13 protein-coding genes are annotated in these 21,157 nt (G+C 64.3%); 8 read left to right on the forward strand and 5 right to left on the reverse strand.

Translation table 11 applies throughout. The annotated features are described in order from the left end of the window. Positions 1 to 13: 13 nt before the first annotated feature. The 5 genes from HKW67_RS07480 (at position 14) to HKW67_RS07500 (ending at position 11,724) form a co-directional block, all read left to right on the forward strand. Positions 14 to 2,293, forward strand: coding sequence for an NHLP family bacteriocin export ABC transporter peptidase/permease/ATPase subunit (locus tag HKW67_RS07480; RefSeq protein WP_171224785.1), 2,280 nt, complete (start codon positions 14 to 16; stop codon positions 2,291 to 2,293). Further along, a complete protein-coding gene (locus tag HKW67_RS07485) occupies positions 2,277 to 5,303 on the forward strand; it encodes an NHLP bacteriocin export ABC transporter permease/ATPase subunit (RefSeq protein WP_171224786.1) in 3,027 nt (1,008 codons plus the stop codon). The genes HKW67_RS07480 and HKW67_RS07485 overlap by 17 nt, the downstream gene beginning before the upstream one ends. Continuing rightward, positions 5,300 to 6,826 (forward strand): TolC family protein, encoded by a 1,527-nt coding sequence (locus tag HKW67_RS07490; protein WP_171224787.1) that lies wholly within the window; start codon positions 5,300 to 5,302, stop codon positions 6,824 to 6,826. The genes HKW67_RS07485 and HKW67_RS07490 overlap by 4 nt, the downstream gene beginning before the upstream one ends. 152 nt (positions 6,827 to 6,978) lie before the next feature. Continuing rightward, positions 6,979 to 11,259: a hybrid sensor histidine kinase/response regulator transcription factor gene (locus HKW67_RS07495; protein WP_171224788.1), complete on the forward strand. Its 4,281-nt coding sequence runs from the start codon at positions 6,979 to 6,981 to the stop codon at positions 11,257 to 11,259. Positions 11,260 to 11,439: 180 nt separating this feature from the next. After that, complete coding sequence (locus HKW67_RS07500) at positions 11,440 to 11,724, forward strand: hypothetical protein (RefSeq protein WP_171224789.1); 285 nt, start codon at positions 11,440 to 11,442, stop codon at positions 11,722 to 11,724. A gap of 133 nt (positions 11,725 to 11,857) precedes the next feature. Here HKW67_RS07500 and HKW67_RS07505 read toward each other — a convergent pair whose 3' ends face one another. Further along, the gene (locus HKW67_RS07505) at positions 11,858 to 12,532 is read right to left on the reverse strand and encodes an autotransporter domain-containing protein (protein WP_171224790.1); all 675 of its coding nucleotides are present in this window, start codon (positions 12,530 to 12,532) and stop codon (positions 11,858 to 11,860) included. A gap of 199 nt (positions 12,533 to 12,731) precedes the next feature. On the opposite strand from HKW67_RS07505, the gene HKW67_RS07510 reads away from it, so the two are divergent. From HKW67_RS07510 to mobA, 3 genes are all read left to right on the forward strand, one after another. Then, positions 12,732 to 13,961 carry a dicarboxylate/amino acid:cation symporter gene (locus HKW67_RS07510; RefSeq protein WP_171224791.1) on the forward strand — a complete coding sequence of 410 codons (1,230 nt, stop codon included), beginning with the start codon at positions 12,732 to 12,734 and terminating at the stop codon, positions 13,959 to 13,961. A gap of 69 nt (positions 13,962 to 14,030) precedes the next feature. Further along, positions 14,031 to 14,786, forward strand: a complete 756-nt coding sequence (locus HKW67_RS07515) for a 3-keto-disaccharide hydrolase (RefSeq protein WP_171224792.1) — start codon at positions 14,031 to 14,033, stop codon at positions 14,784 to 14,786. A gap of 8 nt (positions 14,787 to 14,794) precedes the next feature. Then, on the forward strand, positions 14,795 to 15,391 hold the full coding sequence (mobA, locus tag HKW67_RS07520; protein ID WP_171224793.1) for a molybdenum cofactor guanylyltransferase: 597 nt from the start codon (positions 14,795 to 14,797) through the stop codon (positions 15,389 to 15,391). A 25-nt stretch (positions 15,392 to 15,416) separates the two neighbouring features. Here the strand turns inward: mobA and HKW67_RS07525 are convergent, their stop codons facing one another. The 4 genes from HKW67_RS07525 to HKW67_RS07540 all read right to left on the reverse strand — a co-directional run bounded on the left by HKW67_RS07525 (position 15,417) and on the right by HKW67_RS07540 (position 21,108). Next, entirely contained in the window at positions 15,417 to 16,682 is a 1,266-nt protein-coding gene (locus HKW67_RS07525; RefSeq protein WP_171224794.1) for an ATP-binding protein, read from the reverse strand. Between the two features lie 90 nt (positions 16,683 to 16,772). Beyond that, entirely contained in the window at positions 16,773 to 17,690 is a 918-nt protein-coding gene (locus HKW67_RS07530) for an HDOD domain-containing protein (RefSeq protein ID WP_171224795.1), read from the reverse strand. Between the two features lie 83 nt (positions 17,691 to 17,773). Beyond that, a complete protein-coding gene (locus tag HKW67_RS07535; RefSeq protein WP_171224796.1) occupies positions 17,774 to 20,170 on the reverse strand; it encodes a hybrid sensor histidine kinase/response regulator in 2,397 nt (798 codons plus the stop codon). Next, entirely contained in the window at positions 20,167 to 21,108 is a 942-nt protein-coding gene (locus HKW67_RS07540) for an ABC transporter substrate-binding protein (RefSeq protein WP_171224797.1), read from the reverse strand. The genes HKW67_RS07535 and HKW67_RS07540 overlap by 4 nt, the downstream gene beginning before the upstream one ends. Positions 21,109 to 21,157 lie beyond the last annotated feature (49 nt).

The following is a 21,157-nucleotide window of genomic DNA, read 5'->3' on the forward strand; positions in this document are numbered from 1 at the left end:
GGGAGCTGTAACCATGCTTGCGCGCATTCGCACGAACATTGCGACGTCACGACGCGTGTGGCGGCGTGTCACCCAGCGTCCGTCGCGCACGCGCACCGTTCTACAGATGGAGGCGGTGGAATGCGGTGCCGCGTGCCTGGGATCGATCCTTGGCTTCTACGGCTGCTATGCACCCCTCGAAGAGCTCCGAGTGGCCTGCGGCGTCTCGCGCGATGGTGTCACCGCGAAAAACATTCTGCGCGCCGCTCGTACGTATGGTTTGGAAGCCAAGGGCTTCAAACGGGAGCTCGACGGATTGCGCACGACCGAGATGCCGTGCGTGCTCTTCTGGAACTTCAACCACTTCGTGGTGCTGGAAGGCATCGTCGACGATGTGGCCTATCTGAACGACCCCGCCACTGGCCCGCGCCGCGTTTCCATGCAGGAGGTCGACGAGGCGTACACCGGCGTCGTCTTGTGCTTCACACCCGGGCCACAGTTCGAGCGCGTCGGCGCCGAACCGTCGTTACGCACCGCGGTGCGTGATCGCGTACGAGGCGCGCAGGGTCCCCTCGCCTTTGCGATGCTCGCCGGTCTCGCGCTCGTACTACCCGGACTCCTCGTACCGGCGTTCGCGCGCCTGTTTGTTGATCACGTGCTCGTCCAGTCGTTGCAGGGGTGGGTGGCCCCTCTGCTCCTTGGCATGGCTCTCACCGCCGCACTCCGCGGAGCGCTGGTCTGGCTTCGATCGTACGTGTTGCTCCGCCTCGGCGCGCGCCTCTCGATCGTTGAAACGAGTCGCTTTCTCTGGCACGTATTGCGGCTGCCTGTGGAGTTCTTCGCGCAACGTTCCGCCGGTGACATCAGCTCCCGCGTCGCGCTCAACACGTCGGTGACGCAAATGCTCACCGGGCAGGTCGCCTCTACCGCGATCGATCTGTTGCTCGCCGTCTTCTACGCCGTCTTGATGTGGCTGTACGACTGGCAATTGGCGTTGATTTCGGTCGCGATCGTGGCTGCCAACTTATGGCTCATGCGGCTGGTATCCGCCACCCGGGTGGACGGCAATCGCCGTCTCCTGCAACAAGAAGGAAAGTTTGTCGGCGCCCTGATGGGTGGTTTGGGCAATATCGAAACGCTCAAGGCCACCAGCGGAGAAGCACAATTTTTCGCAACGCTGGCTGGCCATCAGGCCACCCTGACGAACACGTCGCAAGCACTCGCTCGACAGTCGCTCGTGCTATCGAGTGTACCCAGCATACTCGGCGGCATCGGCAGCGCCGCCGTGCTCGCACTCGGTGGCTTGCATGTCATGAATGGCACGCTGACCCTCGGCATGCTGGTCGCCTTTCAGTCGTTGCAAGCCGGATTTTTCGGTCCAGTGCAGAGCCTCCTGTCGTTGGGCGCACAGCTGCAGAATGTGGTTGGCGAACTCAGCCGTGTCGACGATGTCCTCCGCTATCCTCTTGATACGCAAACGCGCTCGGAGATCGCGCCGCCGGGCACACGCGTTGATCTGCGTGTCGTCGATCTCCGCCAAACGCAGCTGCATAGTGCGGCGGCACGTCCCGAATTGAGCGGCCACGTCGAGCTTGACAACATCACGTTCGGCTATTCGCGATTGGCCCCGCCACTCTTGCGCGACTTCAGTCTCACGCTCAAACCGGGGGCGCGCATTGCCCTCGTTGGTGCGTCCGGCTGCGGCAAGTCGACGGTCAGTAAACTCGTGTGCGGTCTCTATCAACCATGGGGTGGTGAGATCTACTTCGACGGACAGCCGATTCGCGAAATCGAACGCGAGCTGTTCAGCGCATCGGTCGCCCTGGTCGATCAAGATCTGCGTCTCTTCTCCGGCACCATTCGAGAAGCGCTCACCTTGTGGGATGAGACCATTCCCGATCGGCACGTGCTCCAAGCGGCACGTGACGCGCGCATCGACGACGTCATCACCATGCGCCCGGGTGCCTTCGACAGCGAGCTGCAGGAGGGCGGCGCGAATCTGAGCGGTGGACAGCGACAGCGACTCGAGATCGCTCGGGCACTCTGCATCAACCCCCGCGTGCTCGTGCTGGACGAAGCGACCAGCGCGCTCGATACGGTGACCGAGGCCGCGATCGATCGCAATATTCGACGGCGCGGCTGTACCTGTCTCATTGTTGCACATCGATTGAGCACCGTACGCGATTGCGACGAGATTCTGGTACTCGATCGTGGCGCCGTCGTCCAGCGAGGTACACACGACGAACTGATCGACGATCGCAATGGTCACTACGCACGACTGTTGGAGGTGTCAGCGCATGCTGCTGTCTCCTAGCGCGCCCAAGACGGATCGGGTGGCCACGCCGGACGCCATCGTGGCTCGTACCGCCGGCAACAACGCTCCCGTCTGGCTCGACGACCCGAACACCACCTGGTTGATCGTTGCAGGCGAGGTCGATGTCTTCGCGGTGGTCGTGCGCAACGGTGCGCTCGACGGTGCCCGCTCGTTCCTCTTCCGGGCAAGCGCCGGTATGATCGTGCCCGGCGTCGGTTTTGACTCTCGACGGCAGATAACGCTGATTGCGGTCGGTGGCGTCGACACGATGGTGGCGCCATTGTCCAGCGAAGCGTGGCAGAGCGCCTGTCTGATGCGTCCGGCGTACTGTATCGAGCAACTCGAGCGGTTCGTGCGCGCGGTGGGCGACGGCATCGGGGAAATCGAACGGCAGTCGCCGCAATTGGATGTGCTGCTCGACGTGTCCTCGGAGGCGCGCAGCGATGCGTTGCTTGATTCCGCGGAAACGAACACCCGCGAGCACCGCATCGAGCCCGGCATGTGCGCTGGCGTGCGTCGCGATGTGCGATGGCTCTCAGTGACGCGGGGGGCGGTAGATGTGCTGGGAGCACCGCAAGCCACGTTGGCCTCTCTCGCGGCGCCGTTCCCGCTTGCTCCCGGTCTGTGGGCGCTCGCTGATGAGGAAGGTGGCGTCGTTGAGATAACAAGCGTTTCCACCCACACGCTGTTCGATCGCGGTAGTCAAACCGAGGCGCTCACGTCGTTCGCGACGTTTACCGTAGAATGCGCAGCACGTCATATGCGCCGCGATGACGTAGAGCGCACCGCACAGCTCCGGGCGCGCATGGCGGCTGATGCCGGAGCGAGCGCTGACGCGCTGACCGCGATGGCGGCCGTCATGACGGGCAACGCCACGCCCAGCGATCGACGCAAGGGCGTTCCCCTGCTGGCCGCGATGGACATCGTCGGTTCCGCGCAGCGTCTTCGTTTTCGCGCACCGTCACAGGGGCTGCACGTCGTTGACCCCGTCGCGAGCGCCTGTCGCGTGGCGGAGACGTCGTCGGTTGGATACCGTCGGGTCTTGTTGGAGCGGGCCTGGTGGACGCGAGAAGTCGGGCCGGTGCTCGGGTTCCTCGAGCTGCGCCAATTGCCCTCCACTGCCGCCCTGGATAGTCAGCAGACCGTCGAGCGGGTTCCTGTCGCGTTGGTGCCGAATGCGTCGGGCGGTTACGACCTCGTGAATCCCGAAACGGGCACACGTAACGAAGTCTCCGAGGAGCTTGCGCGCCATCTGGCCGCATTCGGCTTGGTATTCTACCGAGGCCTCCCAGCTACCGCGTTACGCATTCCCGATCTGTGGCGCTTCGTCACCACCGGGATCGGATTCGACGTGCGAACCCTTGCCCTGGTGGCGGCGCTGGGCGCCGTGCTCGGCCTGGTCCTGCCGGTGCTTAGCGGCTACCTGTTCGATGATGTCATTCCGGGTGCCGATCGCGGCGGACTGGCCACGGTCTTCGGCGCCTTGCTGATCGCCAGCATTTCGGGTGTGTTCTTCGAGCTCACGCGTTCCGTAGCCATGTTGCGACTACATACCCGCGTCACGCATGCGCTACAGCTCGCGGTGTTCGACCGCCTCATTCGCTTGCCTGCCACCTTCTTTCGTAATTACTCGGCGGGCGATCTCGGACAACGCGCCATGAGCGTGTACACCATTGGCGAGCAGGTGGGCAATGCATCATTGTCGGCGTTGCTGGGCAGTGTGGTGGCCTGCAGCTCCGCGGCACTCTTGCTGCACTATAGCGTGCCGCTGGCCATGCTCTGCGTTGGCATTCTGCTCGTCAATCTCGCCGTATCGGTGGTCGTCTCGCGCTGGTCGATGCGCTATGTCCGTGAACAGCTGGACACAGCGGGTAAGCTGTCGGGGCTTCTACTGGAGCTTTTTCATGGCATCGCGAAATTGCGTGTGGCCGCCGCCGAGCCTCGCGCGTTTGCACGATGGTCGGCGGTGTTCGGACGGCAACAGCAGGTATCGTACGCTGTCGGCTTGTTTTCGTTGAATCTCGGCGCGTTTTATGATGTGCTCGAGATCAGCACGAGTATCGCGATGTACGCGCTGTACGCGTGGCTCGCATCGCAGTCGGTCAATCACATGACGACGGGACAGTTCCTGGCGTTCTCCGCCGCCGCGGGAACGTTCACGTCGGCCGGGCTGTCGTTGTCACGCACGGCGGTGTCGATGCTCGACCTGCTACCCACCTGGGAGCGCGGGAAGCCGCTCCTCGAAACCATTCCCGAGGTCGACTTTTATCGTCCTGATCCCGGTAGACTGGCCGGCCGCATCGAGGTGCAACGGCTCACCTTCTCCTACAGCAAAGACAGTCCGTCGATTCTGCATGGCGTGTCCTTGGAAATTCCCGCGGGTTCCTTCGTGGCGCTCGTCGGTCCATCGGGCTCTGGAAAATCCACGTTACTTCGATTGTTGCTCGGCTTCGAAAGGGCGCAGAGTGGATCGATTCGATTTGATGGACACGAGCTCTCGACGGTCGATGTGTCCGCCGTGCGTCGCCAGATCGGCGTCGTATTGCAGAATGCATCGCTCACACCGGGCGATATCCTCAGCAATATCGTCGGGGCATCCGGGCGCGGACTACCCGACGCCTGGGAGGCGGTGCGCATGGCGGGCATGGAGGAGGACCTCCGTGCTATGCCGATGGGATTACACACGTTGGTGTCGGAGGGCGGCGGCGGACTCTCCGGCGGTCAACGACAGCGTCTGCTGATCGCACGGGCATTGGTTGGACGTCCGCGGATTCTCTTTTTCGACGAGGCCACCAGTGCGCTCGACAACCGAACGCAGCGTATGGTGAGCGAAAGTGTCGAGCAGTTGCTCGCCACGCGAGTGGTGGTGGCGCATCGCTTGAGCACCATTCGCCAGGCCGATCGGATCATCGTGCTCGACGGCGGACGCATCGTGGAAAGTGGAACATACGACGAGTTGATGCGGGCAGATAAGCTGTTCGCGTCGATGGCCAAGCGGCAAGACGCATGAAGCGCGCGTGGCCTGCGTTTTCGTTTACGGTGGCGACGCTGCTCAGCGCCGACACCACGCTGCCGGCGCAATCGAGTCGCGATACCGTTCGCATACCGACCATGTCGCAGTCGCTCGATATGCTCATCGCCAGGCTCCCCGGCCGGCCGGTCTCCCTATCCGAGCTGATCGGCGTCGGTCTCCAAGAAGGATTCGCGGCCCAGCTCGCGGCGGCGACCAGGCGTCGCGCCGATGGCAGCGTGATGTATGAGTCGCGCGCGCTTGATCCGCAAGTGCGGCTGCAGTCCGATGTCGCCGGTGCATCGCGGACTGGCACGATCACCACGGTATCCGGTCGCGAGACAACGGTGGGCATCGATGGTTCGCTGCCCTGGGGCACGCTGTTGTCGGCCGATTATGGCCGAACAGGAACGGCCGCCGCTCTGGGAGCGGGTGGTGGCGGCGCGGAGGCTCGGACACCCGCGCGCCTGTCGCTTGCGTTCTCGCAGCCTGTGTTGGACGGGTTCAATCAGCGCACGCTGCCGTGGCGCGCCGCGCAACTCGAACGCGTCGCTGCTGGGCAGCAGTATTCGCGTGTGCGGGAAGAGATCGCGACCGACCTCGAGGTGCGGTACTGGCAGTTGGCGGAGGCGCAGGCGATCGAAGTGGTGTACGGCCGCTCGCTCGAGATCGCACGGGAGATTCTTGCACGGAATACCGAGTTGGCGTCGCGCGATCTGGTGGCACGTGTCGACGTGCTCACGGTGCGGAGTGGCGTGGCGTTGCGCGAGTCGTTCTTCACGCAGGCGCGGCAGGCACGGTACGAGCGGTCTGATGCCCTGCTCTTCGCCGCCTACGGGGCCAAGGCCGCGGACATCGCGCAGGCGGATACCCTTCCTGTGGTCGCGGAGGACAACGCGGAGATGTCTGGCACGCGGTTCGAATCCGTTGATGACCTTGCCGAGGCAATGGTCAATCGAACCGATCTTCGGGCAGCGAGATCCATCCGCGACGCGTCACGCGTGCGGGCCTCGCAGGCTCGCAATACGCTACTCCCCTCGCTCTCTCTCGCCGGTGGCTACACATCGCAGCGTGGCAACGGATACAGCGGCGGTGGCACACCGGTTGTGGTGGGCACGTCGAACAGCTCCTGGCGCCTCGGGGTGTCGGTGGCCGCGCCGTTGTTGAACCGCGGCGATCGCGGACTGTCGCTGCTCGCCAAAACGCAGCTGGACATCGAGGACATCCGCGTGCGTGCCCAAGAAGCGCTGGTCACGCGAGAGGTGCGTCGCGCCGCTCGCTCCATGGCCCTGGGCATGCGGCGCTGGCAAAGTGCCTCCGCGGCCGCCGACTTGGCATGGGAGCAACTCGTCGCGGAGCGGCGCCGCCTCGAGCTGGGACTCGGCGACTCCTTTCGCCTGCTGCAAACCGAGGAGAATGCGGTGCAGGCGCAATTAGAAGCGGTGCGCGCACGGTATGAGGTGTTACGGGCTCGGGCTGAATATCGCTTGGCCATAGGCGACGCAATCATCGCCGGACGATAGCTCGGTGCAGGTGCGCTTGCGTCATCGAAGTACGGCCTATCGTTTGGTAGGCAGCAGCAGTTCAGTCTAAACCGTTTCGCTCCTCCGGCTTGCGATCATTGTCTAACCTCTTTGCGGTTTCTTGCCATGCCAGGCGAGCGGTACAGCGCCTCATGTGCGCACTCGCGTGCGGCACGAGCCTCAGTGCGCCGCTGTTCAGCGTCGGGGCGCAATCCCGTGCCGCGTTCAGCGGCTATGAAGTCGTGCACGAATCATGGAGCGTGGTTGACGGCCTTCCCGTCAACTCCATCAATCAGCTGGTGCAATCGCGCGACGGGTACATCTGGGCGGCTACGTTTGACGGACTGGTGCGATTCGACGGTGTGAAGTTCACGGTCTTTAATAGCGCGAACAGTCCGGGCTTGCCGAGCGACCGCATCGTATGGATGCAGGAAGGTGTAAACGGCACGTTGTGGCTGGTCACAGAGCAGCGACATTTGGTGCGTTGGCGCCGCGGGCAATTTACGGTGGTCGGGGCCGCCGGGCGCCTTCCGGCCGACTTTCTGCCGCTACTGACCGAAGGCGATGGCGCAACATGGGTTGGCACGACAATCGGGCTGGCACGCGTCGTTGGCGATTCACTGGTGCCAGTGTTGCACGATGAGATTCGTGGTGCCGTGAATGCCCTACTGCGAACACGCGATGGGGTGCTGGTGGTCGGCATGGCACAAGGCGGGATTGTTCGATTCCACACGCCGAGCGTTGGACAAATCGAACGACGATATGAGCCGATGGATAGCACCGTGTCGCGCCTCACGTTGCAGTCGCTGTTCGAAGAGTCATCTGGCACGTTGTGGATTGGCGCCGCTGAGGGGATCTACTCAAATCGCGACGGCTGGAAGGTGATTCCGTCCACGCTCAACACCTCGTTCGGTTGGATCGGCCGTATCGTCGCCAATCCCGCTGGCCGCGGGGCCATTTTTTACGGACGCCGAAGGTATGGCCCGGGCCTCAGCGTCGCGGAGGCCAACAACCCTCGCTCGGTGGTGATCTCTGACGGCACACACCTGGAGCCGTTGGCAAAAGGAAAGGCGGTGACGCAGCACCCCACGGTGTGGAGCACTGGTTCGACACTGTGGCACGGCGAAGGCTCGACCGTCTACCGCAATCGTGAGCCGATTTACAGCCTCAGTTCAACAAGTAAAGCAAACTCTTCATCATTTGAGATAACAACCGGGCTGACCGACCGTGAAGGAAGCGTCTGGCTTGGCACCTTTGCGGGTGGACTTCATCGGCTGAAGCCAACGCTGGTCCACACCATCAGCGAACCGGAAGGGCTCGCGGATCGCAACGTGTACCCAACCTACGTCGATCGAGCCGGCGCCGTCTGGGTTGGCTCGTGGGAACGGGGGTTTGCACGCATCGATCCGGTATCCGGTCAGATCGAGCCGCTCAGCGCAGCAAATGGTCTGCCGCCCGTCGCGCGTTCTGTCCTGGAGACGCGCGACAGCACGCTCTGGATCAGCGTTGGTGGTTATCCAAGCGCCTTGTATCGCTGTTCACGCGCCAAGATCACGCAATGCGTAATGGAAGCAGCGAGCGGCGACACCGTGTTGGAAGTTTCGGCGCTATACGAGGATTCCGACTCTCGGTTATGGGTCGGCGCGCGGAGTGGACTGTTCCGCCGCGATAATGGGCGGCTCCGTCGCCTCGACGTGAATGGACCGGGCAAACTTTCGCCATCGGTGCGTGCGTTCGCTGCGACTCCCGACGGTGCCATATGGATGGGCACGAACGGGGACGGTCTGCTTCGCTATCGCGAGGGCGTGTTTACGAGCATCACCACGGTTAACGGCCTTCCCAGTGACTTGATCCGCTCGCTGTACGTCGACCGCGACGGCTGGCTCTGGGTTGGTACGGAAGGTCGCGGATTGGCACGGATCAATCCGCGCGGTTGGGACTCGCGACAGAACGACCCGGAACGAAGACGCATCGCGGTGATCTCCACCCGTGAAGGACTCTTCGACAATGTCATCCATCAGATACTTGAGGACGACGCCGGGCGCCTCTGGATGAACACCAATCGCGGCATCTTCTGGATTACGCGATCCGAAGCACTCGACTTGGCAAACGGTCGCGCAGCACGCGTGCACTCCACTGGGTACACGGAACGCGATGGGATGCGCAATCGCGAAGGAAACGGCGGTTCGCAGCCGGCTGGCGCGAAGGGGCTTGACGGGCGCTTGTGGTTCCCTACGCAGGATGGTGTGGTCGTTGTCGACCCACACAACGTGGCGCCGGACACTGTGCCGCCGCCGCTCGTCATCGAACAGGTCGTGGCTGGTGACTCGGTGTTGTTGCCGTTGGCCGGCGGTGTTCGACTGTCCCCAATACAGCGCGATATCCGTATCGATTTCACCGCGCTGACGTTTCTGGAGCCTCGCAACGTGCGTTTCCGTCATCGCCTGGAAGGCTACGACGACGCGTGGGTAGATAGTGATACCCGACGCAGCGCCTTCTACACCAAGCTTCCGCCGGGCCGGTACACGTTTCGCGTACAAACCACAGCCACCGGGACCGATTGGTACGAGCCCGGCGTGGTACTGACGATTACCGTCGTTCCAAGGATCTACGAAACGACGTGGTTCAAACTGATCGCAGCCGCGGCGCTGTTTGCCATTTCTGCCGTGGCCGTGCAGCGACGCATTCGTGATGCGAGTCGGAAGGCCGAGGCGCTCGAGCGGGTGGTGGCTGAACGCACGCTGACACTCCGTGACCGCGAGCGGCAGCTAGAATCGCAAAACGTACAGCTTGAAGAGCAAGCCGGTACCCTGCGCGATCTTGATCGAGCCCGCAGCCGCTTCTTTGCCAACGTGTCGCACGAGTTGCGGACGCCACTCACGCTCATGATTGCACCGCTCGATCGCCTGCGCACGCAGCTGCCCACCGAAGACCAGCGCGGCGTCTGGCTGGACCTGGCGCAGCGCAACGCCCGTCGACTGTTGGAGCTGGTCAACCAAATCCTCGATGTGGCGAAGCTCGAAGCAGGGGCCATGCGGCTCTCTCCGCGACAGGTTGAGCTGAGCGGGCTGTTACGCGGCACCATCGAAAGCTTCCGATTGTCTGCCGAGAAAAAGGCACTGCAAATTCATCTCGAGGGTCCGGTCACCTGCAACGTCACCCTCGACAGCGACGCGTTTGAAAAGATTGTCACCAATTTGCTGTCCAATGCCGTGAAGTTCACGCCGCCCAACGGACACATCACACTCCGCTTGCAGCGTGAACCAGACCGGTTGCTGCTTGCCGTCGCCAACACCGGGCCGGTCGTTCCGCCTGACAAGTTGGCCCTGGTCTTTGAGCGATTCTATCAGGTTGATGAGTCCAACACGACGATCCAACCGGGCACGGGCATCGGACTCTCGCTGGTGAAAGAGCTGGTGGAGCTACAACGCGGTACGGTGCATGCCGTCAGCACCGCCGACGCCACCACGTTCAGCGTCGCGCTTCCACTTGGCATCGCCGATCACGGTGCCCCAGCGGCCGAAGCATTGTCGGCGGGGGCCACGGAGGAGGTGGCCGACCCAGTCATCCGACGGGACGATCCGGCGTCGGATATCCCGACGCTGCTCATCGTGGACGACAGCGAAGACATGCGCACGTTCATCCGTCTCAACTTCGAGAGCCGGTTTCGCGTGCTGGAGGCAGGGGACGGCATGGAGGGGCTTTCCATGGCCCGCGCGCTGCTACCGGATGTGATCGTTTCCGATGTCATGATGCCTCGGCTCGATGGTCGCGGACTCGTGCAGCAGCTTCGCGAGAGCGAGGAGACCGATTACCTCGCGATCATTCTGCTCACTGCGCAGGCGGAAGACGAACAGCGGCTTGCCGGGCTCGAGACTGGCGCCGACGATTATCTCGTGAAACCGTTCGAGATGCGTGAGCTGGACGTGCGCGTCCGTAATCTGATCGCGGCTAGACGTCGGTTACGCGTGCGCTATCACGAGCCGTCGGCGGGTCTGACCAGCGAGAGCGGGACGTCTGTCTCTGATCAGCTCGGTGTGCCACTCGACCTGCCGCTTCGCGAGCCGGAGACGGACGGGGAGGATCCGATTGGCCTGACACCCGAGGACGCGCAGTATCGCGACAAGGTGCTCGCGGCCATCATGGTCGGACTCGGCGAGGCGGACTTTGGCGTCGCCGAGCTCGCCGATGCGGTGTTTCAAGACCGCTCGCACCTCTTCCGCCGGGTACGCCAAGTGACCGGCGTCTCCCCGTCCGAGCTGCTCCGACGCCTGCGCGCCAACGAAGGGGCTCGCCTGCTGCGCGAGACATCCGGCTCGGTGGCCGACGTGGCGTTCTCGGTGGGCTTCCGAAGCGTTTCGCACTTTTATCGGTGCTTTCAGGAATACTACAAGGTCACGCCCGCCGAGTACCGGAGTCAGCATCGCGCGTGAACGCGCGTTGTGTCGACAGGCTGCGCGTGTGCCCTACGGTTGCAGGCAGCCGGCAGGCAACCGGCAGGCAACTGAAATGCAACATGCAGAGTATATGATGGCGGTTGGGTGAGGGTATGCTTTGCCCGCGTCGAAGGCCGACGTGCACCACTCAACTCGAACGACTGAGGGTTAGACCAGATGACCGACACCATTCAAGGCACCCCGCAGGATGACATGCTGAGCGATGATCAGCTGGATACCGTCGCTGGCGGCGTTTTGGTGAACGACGGCGGATTCGACTCGAACACGGGAACGGGCACCACGACCACTGCTACCACCGCGCCCGTGAAGACCGCATCTACGACATATGTGAGAACGAGCCTCACGAGCCCCACGACCACCACGACAACAGCGACCGCCCCGAGTACTTCATACACCACCACGACCACCGCCGCCCTGAGTACGCTCCGTTCGGTCCCCTGAGGGTAGCTGGCTGACGTCGCTGTCGCCGTGAAATACGACGAACGGTCGAAACACCCCCGTGCGCCGCAACCCGCACGGGGGTCGTACGCATCGAACCATCGACGTCTGGAAAGGAGCGCGCGCGGCGTGAGCCCTAGCGCCGCTTCCGACCCACGGAGATCGATAGCGAATACGTCTCGTCGTAGCCGCCGTTCACGCCCGCCCCAAGGCCGAACGGTCGCGCATATGAAGGCCGCACGGTCAGCAGGTCGCCGAACCGAAATCCGAGGCCAACGCCCATTTCTCCGAACGTGCGATTGTTCGGCGGCAACTTCGTCGTTGCGGTGACATTGAACGTGCCGATGGGACCACCGCTGCGGTTGGCGATGCCACCCTGCAGCGACGGCACGATTGAGAAAGCGCCAACGATCGGAATGGCGCGACCAAGCGCCAGTCCGAGAGACGCCGTGGAGAAGTCAGCCATCCCGCCGCGTGCGGAATGCCAGTTCAGTTGCGCGCGAGGGCACACGCTGAAGCCCCCCGGCAGCGCCGTCGTATAGCCGAGCTCCGCGCCGACCACGGCACCCGGAGCAGTGCGCTGCTCCGTCGCGATGTACGACCCCGACAGGCCCCCGAATACGTGTTCACCGCTCAGGGTGTACTGCCCCACTAGGCGTCGAAGCTCACCGGAGGCCCCAGCCGCCCCGGCAAGGCTCTGCGAAACGATGCGTTGATCGGCGAGGCCGAGGCACGTCTGCGCCTCCACGAGGCACGGTGTCGAGAGGAGGACAACCGAAGTAACACCAATACGAAGCGAAGACTTCGACACGATACGACTCCTTCCATTACAAGGTGGCCCTGCGTTGATCTCGACGTGATTGGTCGAGGAGCGCCGCACGGCTGTACCGCTGGCCGCTACCGGAAGTTCCGCGCCGTGTCATCACGAGTTCCACTCCAGCTCGACTGGCGACTCGCCGGTTGTCGTGCTTGCTTCGGGGGCCCGCTTAATCCCCTTCAACACGCTCCGCATGAAAGAAGGCACCCGCGTTCTCGTCGCCCTCGGACTGGCCGTGGTCTTTGGCGCCCTCATCTCGGCGTCGGGGAGCCCGCTGGCCATTCAGGTGGCCGACGCCCTGGCGCCGATCGGCGTGCTCTGGGTGACGGCGATCCGCATGACGGTCATCCCGCTGCTGGTGGCGCTCATCGTCACCGGCGTCGCGTCCGCGTCGTACGTGCGGGACATCGGGCGCATGGGCGCCAGCGCATTGATCGTGTTTCTCGCGCTGTTGATCGGCGCGGCCGCCATCGTCATTCCGGCTGCGCCTCTGCTCTTCTCCCTCATGCCCGACGGCGCGCGCCCCGCGCTCCCCGCCGGCGCCGCGCAGGCGGCGAGCGAGGTGGCGAATAGCGGGCAGACGCCCACCGTCGCCTCGTGGCTCACCTCGTTGTTGCCCAGCAATCCCGTGAGCGCCGCCGCCGACGGCGCGATGGTGCCGTTCATCTTGTTCGTGCTGCTGTTCGCTATCGCGGTGGCACGTAGCGCGCCGGAATCACGTGCGACGCTCGTCGCGTTCTTTCGCGCACTGGGCGACGCCATGATGACCCTCGTGCGTGGCGTCATCTGGCTGGCGCCGATCGGCGTGTTCGCGATGGTGCTGCCGCTGGCGGCGCACGCGGGCGCGTCGATGGCCGGTGCCATCGGGTTCTACATCGCGGCGTACGCGCTCGTGACGCTGCTCGTGATTGCCCTGCTCTATCCGGTGGTCGCCATCTTCGGTGGCATTCCGATGGGTCGATTCGCGAAGGCGGCACTGCCGGCACAGTTGATCGCCTTCAGCTCGAGTTCGTCATTGGCCGCGCTTCCCGCACTGGTGGAAGCGGCCGAGGATGCGCTTGCGTTGCCCAAGCGGGTGACCGGTTTCATGCTGCCACTCGGCGCCGCGATGTTCAAGCTGGCCGCGCCGACCACCTGGACCGCGGGCGCGATGTTCATCGCGTGGTTCTACAACATGCCGCTGCACGCGCCGGAACTGTTCACGATCGCGTTGGCGTCGGTGTTTCTCGGGTTCGCGTCGCCAGGAATTCCACGCGGCGGGTTCATTATGCTTACTCCGCTGCTGCTGGCTGTCGGACTTCCCGTCGAAGGCGTGGGCATCCTGATCGCGGTCGATGCGATTCCCGACACGATCGCGACGGTGCTGAATGTGACGGGGAATTTAGTGGCCACGGTGTTGGTGGCACGGCGCACCCGGGCGTGACTGGTGGAACGCCACGTTGCGCAGCCATCTTTCCCACTCCCGCCCGGCCCCACCACCGCACCGCCCGCCATGACCCGTCGTCTCCTGTCTCTGGCCGCCCTCGTGATCGTCACGGGCTGCGCGGCGTCCGCGAAGCCTATGCCGGCGACCACGCCGGCAACAGCGGCCGCCAACACGCTCACCGACGCCGAGAAGAAGGCCGGGTGGAAGCTGCTGTTCGACGGGACATCCCTGGCCGCGTGGCGCGGATACCAGCAGACGGACTTACCGCCCGAATGGATGGCGGTGAACGGCACGATGACCAAGGTGAAGACCACCAACGACATCGTCACCCGTGAGCAGTATGGCGACTTCGAGCTCACACTCGACTGGAAGCTGCCGCTGCGCGGTAACTCAGGCATCTTCTATCGCGCCACCGAGAAGGAAGCCAAGGTGTACTGGAGTGCACCGGAGTATCAGCTGGCGGAAGACTCACTCACGCCCGACAGCCGCAACATCATGACGTCCGTGGCCGCGGTGTACGGCTTCTATCCGTCCAAGCGCGGCGTAGTGCATCGCGCCGGTGAGTGGAACAGCACCCGTATCGTCGCCAAGGGTGCACACGTCGAGCACTGGCTCAACGGCCAGCTCATCGCGCAGTACGAAATGTGGTCGCCCGAGTGGCTGCTGAAACTGCGCGGCGACCCGAACGACGCCACCAAGAAGCCGCTCAAGTTTGCACCGTACGCCGACTGGGGCATGGCGAAGAAGGGCTTTCTCGCCATTCAAGGCGATCACAACGGCGAGCTCTCCATGCGGAACATCAAGATCCGCGAGTTGAAGTAGGGCGCAGCATGCCGCGGACTCGCACGTTAGCGCCGCTGTTCGGACTGGTCTTGACCGGCGGCGCGAGTTCGCGGATGGGGCGCGACAAGGCGACGATCGCCTACCATGGTACGCCCCAGTGGCGGCACGTCGCGGACATGCTGCGAGCCTGCGGCGCCGACCCGTACTGGTCGTGCACCGCGCAGCAGGGTGACGCGTGGTTGCTCGGTGATCGTGCGATAGTCGACGCCGTGCCCGGACATGGCCCGGCCAGCGGACTCCATGCCGCCTTCTCTGCCGCCTTCTCTCGAGACGACGATGCGGCGTGGCTCGTGATCGGCTGCGACTATCCGTGGCTCGACGCGTACGATGTGCAGCGGCTCGTGGATGCCCGCGCCGAGGATGTCGAGGCGATCAGCTACCTGAATCCGGGGTCGCAGGAAATCGAACCGATGATCGCGCTGTGGGAGCCCGCCGCGCAGCAGCGCTTTCTGCAGGCGTTCGATCGCGGCGAGCGAAGTGCACGCCGCATCCTGCGCACGTGCGCACTTCGGCTACTCGACCCGCCCACACCGCGGGCCCTCGAGAATCGCAACGCGGATCTCGCCGATACCGTCGGCGACTAGCGCTCGCACCGGCGCAGCGGCCTTCCTACGCCGTAGCGTCCACCGGAAAGTACAGCTCGAACCGGGTGCCGTGTCCGAGTGTCGACTCGCAGTGAATCAGTCCGGCATGCTGTTGCACGACGCGCGACACCACGGCGAGGCCAAGCCCTGTACCGATCGCCTTGGTGGAAAACAGCGGATCATAAATGTTCGGCAGGACATCGGCCGGAATGCCAGCGCCGTTGTCGCTCACAGAGACACGGGCAAACCGACCGGTCCGCGCCCACGGCTGCGCCTTCACGAAGTCCTCGTTCAGTACGCATTCCTGCACGCCGATGGTGATCACACCGGCGTCTCCCACCGCCTCGCGCGCGTTGATCAGCAGGTTGGCCAACGCCTGCTCGATCTGGACCGGGTCGCCCATCACCGGTGGCGCGTCCCCGAGTTCCCGCGTCAGTGTCACGTTCGCTGGCATCGACGAATACACGAGTCGCACCGTACCGGCAACGCGCGCCTGCAGATCGACGCGCGCGCGATTCGCGGACTGTGCCCGTCCCAGCGAGAGCAACTGCTGCACGACATCGCTGGCGCGTTGCGTGGCGTGCATGGCCGCGTCGACGAGCCCGTGGTCGGTGTCGGTCGATGACAACTCCAGCAAGCCGAGATTGGCCTGCGCCACCGTGAGATAGTTGTTCAGATCGTGCGCAACGCCGGCGGCCAACACGCCCATCAATTCCACGCGCTGCAGCGATTCGAGGTGTCGCTCCAGGCGCTGACGACGCTCGGCATCCTGTCGTTGCGCATCGAGGAGCGACATTCGCGTGATGGCGCCGGCAAGCTGCGTCGCGAGAATCACGAGCGCTTCAACTTCGTCATCGTTGGGTGCCAGCACACCCTCGTCACCGAAGGTGCCCACGCCGAGTGCGCCGACCACCACCGGTCCCAGCACCATGGGCACGTTCAGGATGGTGCGATTGCCGAGCGCGGTAACGACGTCTTTGTTGGTGCGCGGATCATCGGCGGCTTCGAGCACCAGCACAGGCGCTTTGCCCTCGATGAGCTCGTGCAGCATCGCGTCACCGGCGATCGCGACCTTCGGGCACCGCTCCCACACCAGTTCCTGCATGCTGCCTTCCACCTGCACCACACGGAAGTGCGCCGGATCCGACGGTTCGACCAGCGCCAACCACGCGGTCCGGTAGCGCGTCTCGCTCCGGACCGCGTTCCACGTCAGCGCCACCAGCTCACTCAGCGTGGTGGCGCGCTGAAGGGTGCTCGCGTGACGCAACACTGCAGTGAGATTGATCGCCACGCGTGCACCGCTCCGTGAAAGGATCCCCGCAGAGCAATCGACATCACCGCGCGTGTCAGGTCAAGCAAACTTCATGTACCGGACGCGGAGTCAGTTCCTGGAGAGCTGCCGGTCGAGGATTCCGCGCACGTGCATGGGATCGCCCGTCAGTTCACCGAGTTCCCATAGGCCAAAGAGATCGAGCGGCTCGCCGCGACCTATTGCGGCCTCCAGGTGCTCGGCCACAAAGAGCGTCTCGGCGAGCGGATGACGGTCGCCAGGGCGATCGCGGCGATCGCGGCGATCGCGGCGATCGCGGCGATCGACGATGATCAGCAAGCCGACATCGTGCAGCAGCGCAATGGCGAATGCCTCCTCTCCATCAGCGGCGAAGGCCGGCGCGATCGCGCGAGCCATCGGCCCGGTGTTCACCATCCGCTGCCACGCGGTGGCGAGCATGGCGTCGTACGGAGCACCGGGCTTGCTCAGCAGTCCATCCACCGACGCGGCCACGACCACCGCCCGGGTACCCGCGAGTCCGATCCGGTCGATCGCGGCGTCTACCGACAGAATGGGCGAAAGACCGGCGCTATTGGCGGTGCTATTGGCTTGACGCAGGAGCCCCTGCACCAGCGACGGATCTTGACTGAGTCGCTCGACCAGCTGCCGACGCGGGACGTTCTCCTGTTCGCACAGCGCCATCGCGTCGCGGGCCGCGGCCGGCAGCTGACGGATGATCTCGACCGGTGGCGCCGAGAGGAGCGAGAGGAGCGCAGACACATCGGGCCACTTGGTGCGATCACCCGATTGAGCCCAATTGGCACGCAGATGGGCCAGCACGTGCTCGACGCGATCCGACCAATACGAATCATCTCTGGCAAGCCAGACGAGACCACCGCCACGCGATTCCTCAACGGCGGGTTCGTACGCTTGCAGAATCTCTTCCGGCCGTCGCGGAGCACGGGCGGCTTTCGCCCGGCTGGACTTGGCTGCGGTTGAGCCGAAGAGTCTGGGAAAAAACGATGACATGCGGCGAGACAAGGTGGATCGAGAAGTACGCGGTTACTCTCGGCATTCCAAGTATCGACACGGTGCGCAAAACCTACAACACGTCAACCGCCGCGCGGCTCGAGGCAGCGCGCCACCGTCTCAGCGAATGCCTCGAGGGAAAACGGCTTTTCGATCCGATCCCGAAACCCGAGCGCCGCCAGATCCTCTCGTTCGGCGGGTTCGAAGTGCCCGGTCGCGAAAAGCATCGCGAGCGCGGGATGACGGGCATGAATGCGGCGGGCCGTTTCAATGCCATTCAGTCGCGGCATATTGCCATCGACGATCACAAGGTCGACACCCGGATCGTCCACGTCGAGCCGCTCGATCGCGGCGACTCCGTCGACGGCTGTTTCCACGTCGTACCCCAGACGTTCAAGCAACCGTTTCGCCACGTTGCGCACGAGCAGTTCGTCGTCCACCACCAATACCCGAAAGCGCGTACGCGCCATGGCGGGCTGGGAGCGCGGAACCAGCGCGCTCACCACGTCCGAGGCGCAGGGGAGGTACATCGTCACCGTGGTCCCTTCGCCCTCAGCCGAGGAAATCGTGATGGCACCACGATGATCCTTCACCGTGCCGTAGACCATGGCGAGCCCAAGTCCCGTGCCCTTGTCTGGTGCCTTGGTCGTAAAGAACGGCTCGAACACATGCTCCAGTACCGCATCGCTCATCCCCACGCCGGTGTCCGACACCGAGATCGAAACGATCGGAACGTCGGTCGGCAGCGCATGCTGCGTGCGAAATGCCTCGTCAAGCGGCGCGAGCTGCGTTCGGATGTGCAGCGCTCCACCATCGGGCATCGCGTCGCGTGCGTTGACCGCCAGGTTGAGCAGCGCATTCGACAGCAGCGACCGGTCGCCCCGAATGGTCGGCGCGTCCTGCGCCGTCAGCTCGATCTCGACGCGGCGGTCGAACGTCCGCCTGGCCAGGTCGACCGTCTCGCGGACCATGGACTCGAGTTCGAACAGTTCATCCCGCCGGGTGTTGCGGCGCGCGAGGGTCAGAAGGCTCCGTGAAAGGTCCGCTCCCTTGAGTGCCGCGCGCTTGATGCTGGCAGCATCATCTCGTACGGCAGTCGCGAGCGACGGATTCTCCTCCAGCAATTCGGCGTATCCGATGATGCCGGCCAGCAAGTTGTTGAAATCATGCGCGACGCCTCCCGCCAGCTGACCGACGGCTTCGAGCTTGGTTGACTGCGTCACCTCACGTTCCAGTCGGCGCTGATCGGTGATGTCATTCACGACCGCAAGCACGTGTCGCGGTGCGCCGTCCGCATCACGGACGAGGGTGGCCGTCACCTGCGTGATTCGGACCGTTCCGTCGCGGCGGAGATATCGGCGTTCCACACGGCCGACACTCGCGTCGCCGACGATTACGCGCGGCCAAGTCGACGCTCGCGCGTTATGGTCTTCCGGATGCGAGAACTCGGAAGACGACCGTCCAATGATTTCGGATGGCTCAAGGCCGAGCAAGTGACCGATAGCGCGATTCACTCGCAGAAACGAGCCGTCGAGCCCGACTTCGGCCAGGCCGACTGCAGCCTTTTCGAACGCCTCCTGATAGCGCAAATCGCTGGCTTCCAACGCGCTCTGCACGGCGGCCCGTTCCCCCTCGGCCCGCTGCGCACGCAGCACCTGCGTGGTGCGATTGAAGTGCGCCCCGAGCCGTCCCAGTTCGTCGTCGTAGGCGATGGGCAGCTCCACGTCGAGATCGCCCGCTTCCACGCGATCCAGTGCCGTATCGAACGTGGAGAGCGGCTGCATCAGTCGCCGCTGCAGGAGCCGCCACAGAATCGGGCCCGCCAGCACACAAACCAAGAGCCATCCCAGTAGCAGCCGCGTCGCGAAGCGCGTCTCGCGCTCGAGCTCACGCTCGTGGCGGGCAAGGTCGGAAAGCGCCACCTGCGTGACCTCGTTGAGACGCGCGTTCAACGGCGCATCGAGCGAGTCGGCGCGACTCATGAGTCGGTCGGCGAGCGGCAGATCACCAGCCTCCAGCGCACCGATCGACCCCAGCATCGAGGCGGTAACGCGCAGCATAGCGGCGTCCGCGCGTTCGAGGCCCATCCCGAATTCCAACGAGGTGCCGAGGTCCGCGCCACGCGGCGCAGATCTGCTCGCCGCCCGCGCGATGGTTTCAAGACGTGCGCGTCGGGCATCGATCGAATCGGCGGGAATGCGCGCCACCTTGGCAACGCGGAGCAGTCGCCAGATATCGCTCATGGTCGAATCGAGCTGCGCCGCGAGTGTACTGCGCGCGGAGTAATCGTCTCGCGCCGCCGCGCCCCGTCGTGCCAATCGTTCGGCGCTGGGGACCACGCGGAATGCCAGGGCGATGGCGGCGAACACAATACATCCGAATGCCACGCCGGCGATGGCAATGATCGTGGCGCGAATGCTCAGCGCCCGGCGCGGTTGATGAGGCGTCGCCGGCGTTGACGCTGGAGCTGCCGTCGTCATTGACGGGGGGTGGAATCGCGCAGCGACCGCAGTCGCAACACCGATGTACGCGGGCGGAGAAAGTCGATCGGTCCGCTGATGCCATGAAATGCGGGATGCCCAGGGGTGCCGAGTTGGCGCAACCACGCCGTGACCTCGTCACGGGTGCTAGCCCCGTCTCGCACTGCGGCCGCGACGAGCTGGAAGCCGTCGTACTCGAGCGCGTGACTGGGTTCCGGATCGCGTCCGAGAATCGATCGGGAATGCGCGACGAACGCCTGAGACACGGAGTCGGCGCCCGGTTCCCAAAACAGGAGCGTGTACATGTTCGTGCGCTCATCGCGACTCAGCGGCCAGTCGGGATGCAGCACAAAACTGTCAGTCGTCAGGATGCTCGTGGATGGCGCCTCACGCGCGATGGCGCGAACAGCACACCACGCGTCCTGCTGCGGAAGGGCCACGATCACGGCGTCCGGATTTGCCCGTAGTAGGAACGCCTTCACGATGGCATCCATCGAGAGCGCGTCGACTTCACATTCACGGCCGGAGAGCGCCGCGGCACCAACGATCGAGTCCCCCCGTTCTCGCAGCCGCGCCTGCACGCCGTCGTGAATCCCGTCTCCGTACGGATCGGCCACGTACAGCATGCCCAACCGGCGCGCGTGGAGACGCACCATGGCTTCGTCGACCAAAAACGCGCCGATCAGGTCGTCGGGTGGAGCGAGCATGAACACACTGCCGCTGACGTCCCGCAGCGCACGCGCCGTGGCGGTGGGCACGATCAGTGGCATACCCGCCTCGCGATACAGCGGCTCGACCATGAGCGTTGAACGGCTGCCGGCGTGTCCGACGACGGCGACGACGGTGCTATCGGCGATGAATGCGCGTGCTTGCGCATCTTCACCGATTCCAAAGTCCGTCGTGCTGACGGTCCAGGGCGCCAAGTCGACGCGCGGCATCGCGCCCCGACTCAGTAGCGAGCGCGCCACGCCGCTAAAAGAGTTCGAA

This window comes from Gemmatimonas groenlandica, from assembly GCF_013004105.1.
Lineage (GTDB): Bacteria > Gemmatimonadota > Gemmatimonadetes > Gemmatimonadales > Gemmatimonadaceae > Gemmatimonas > Gemmatimonas groenlandica.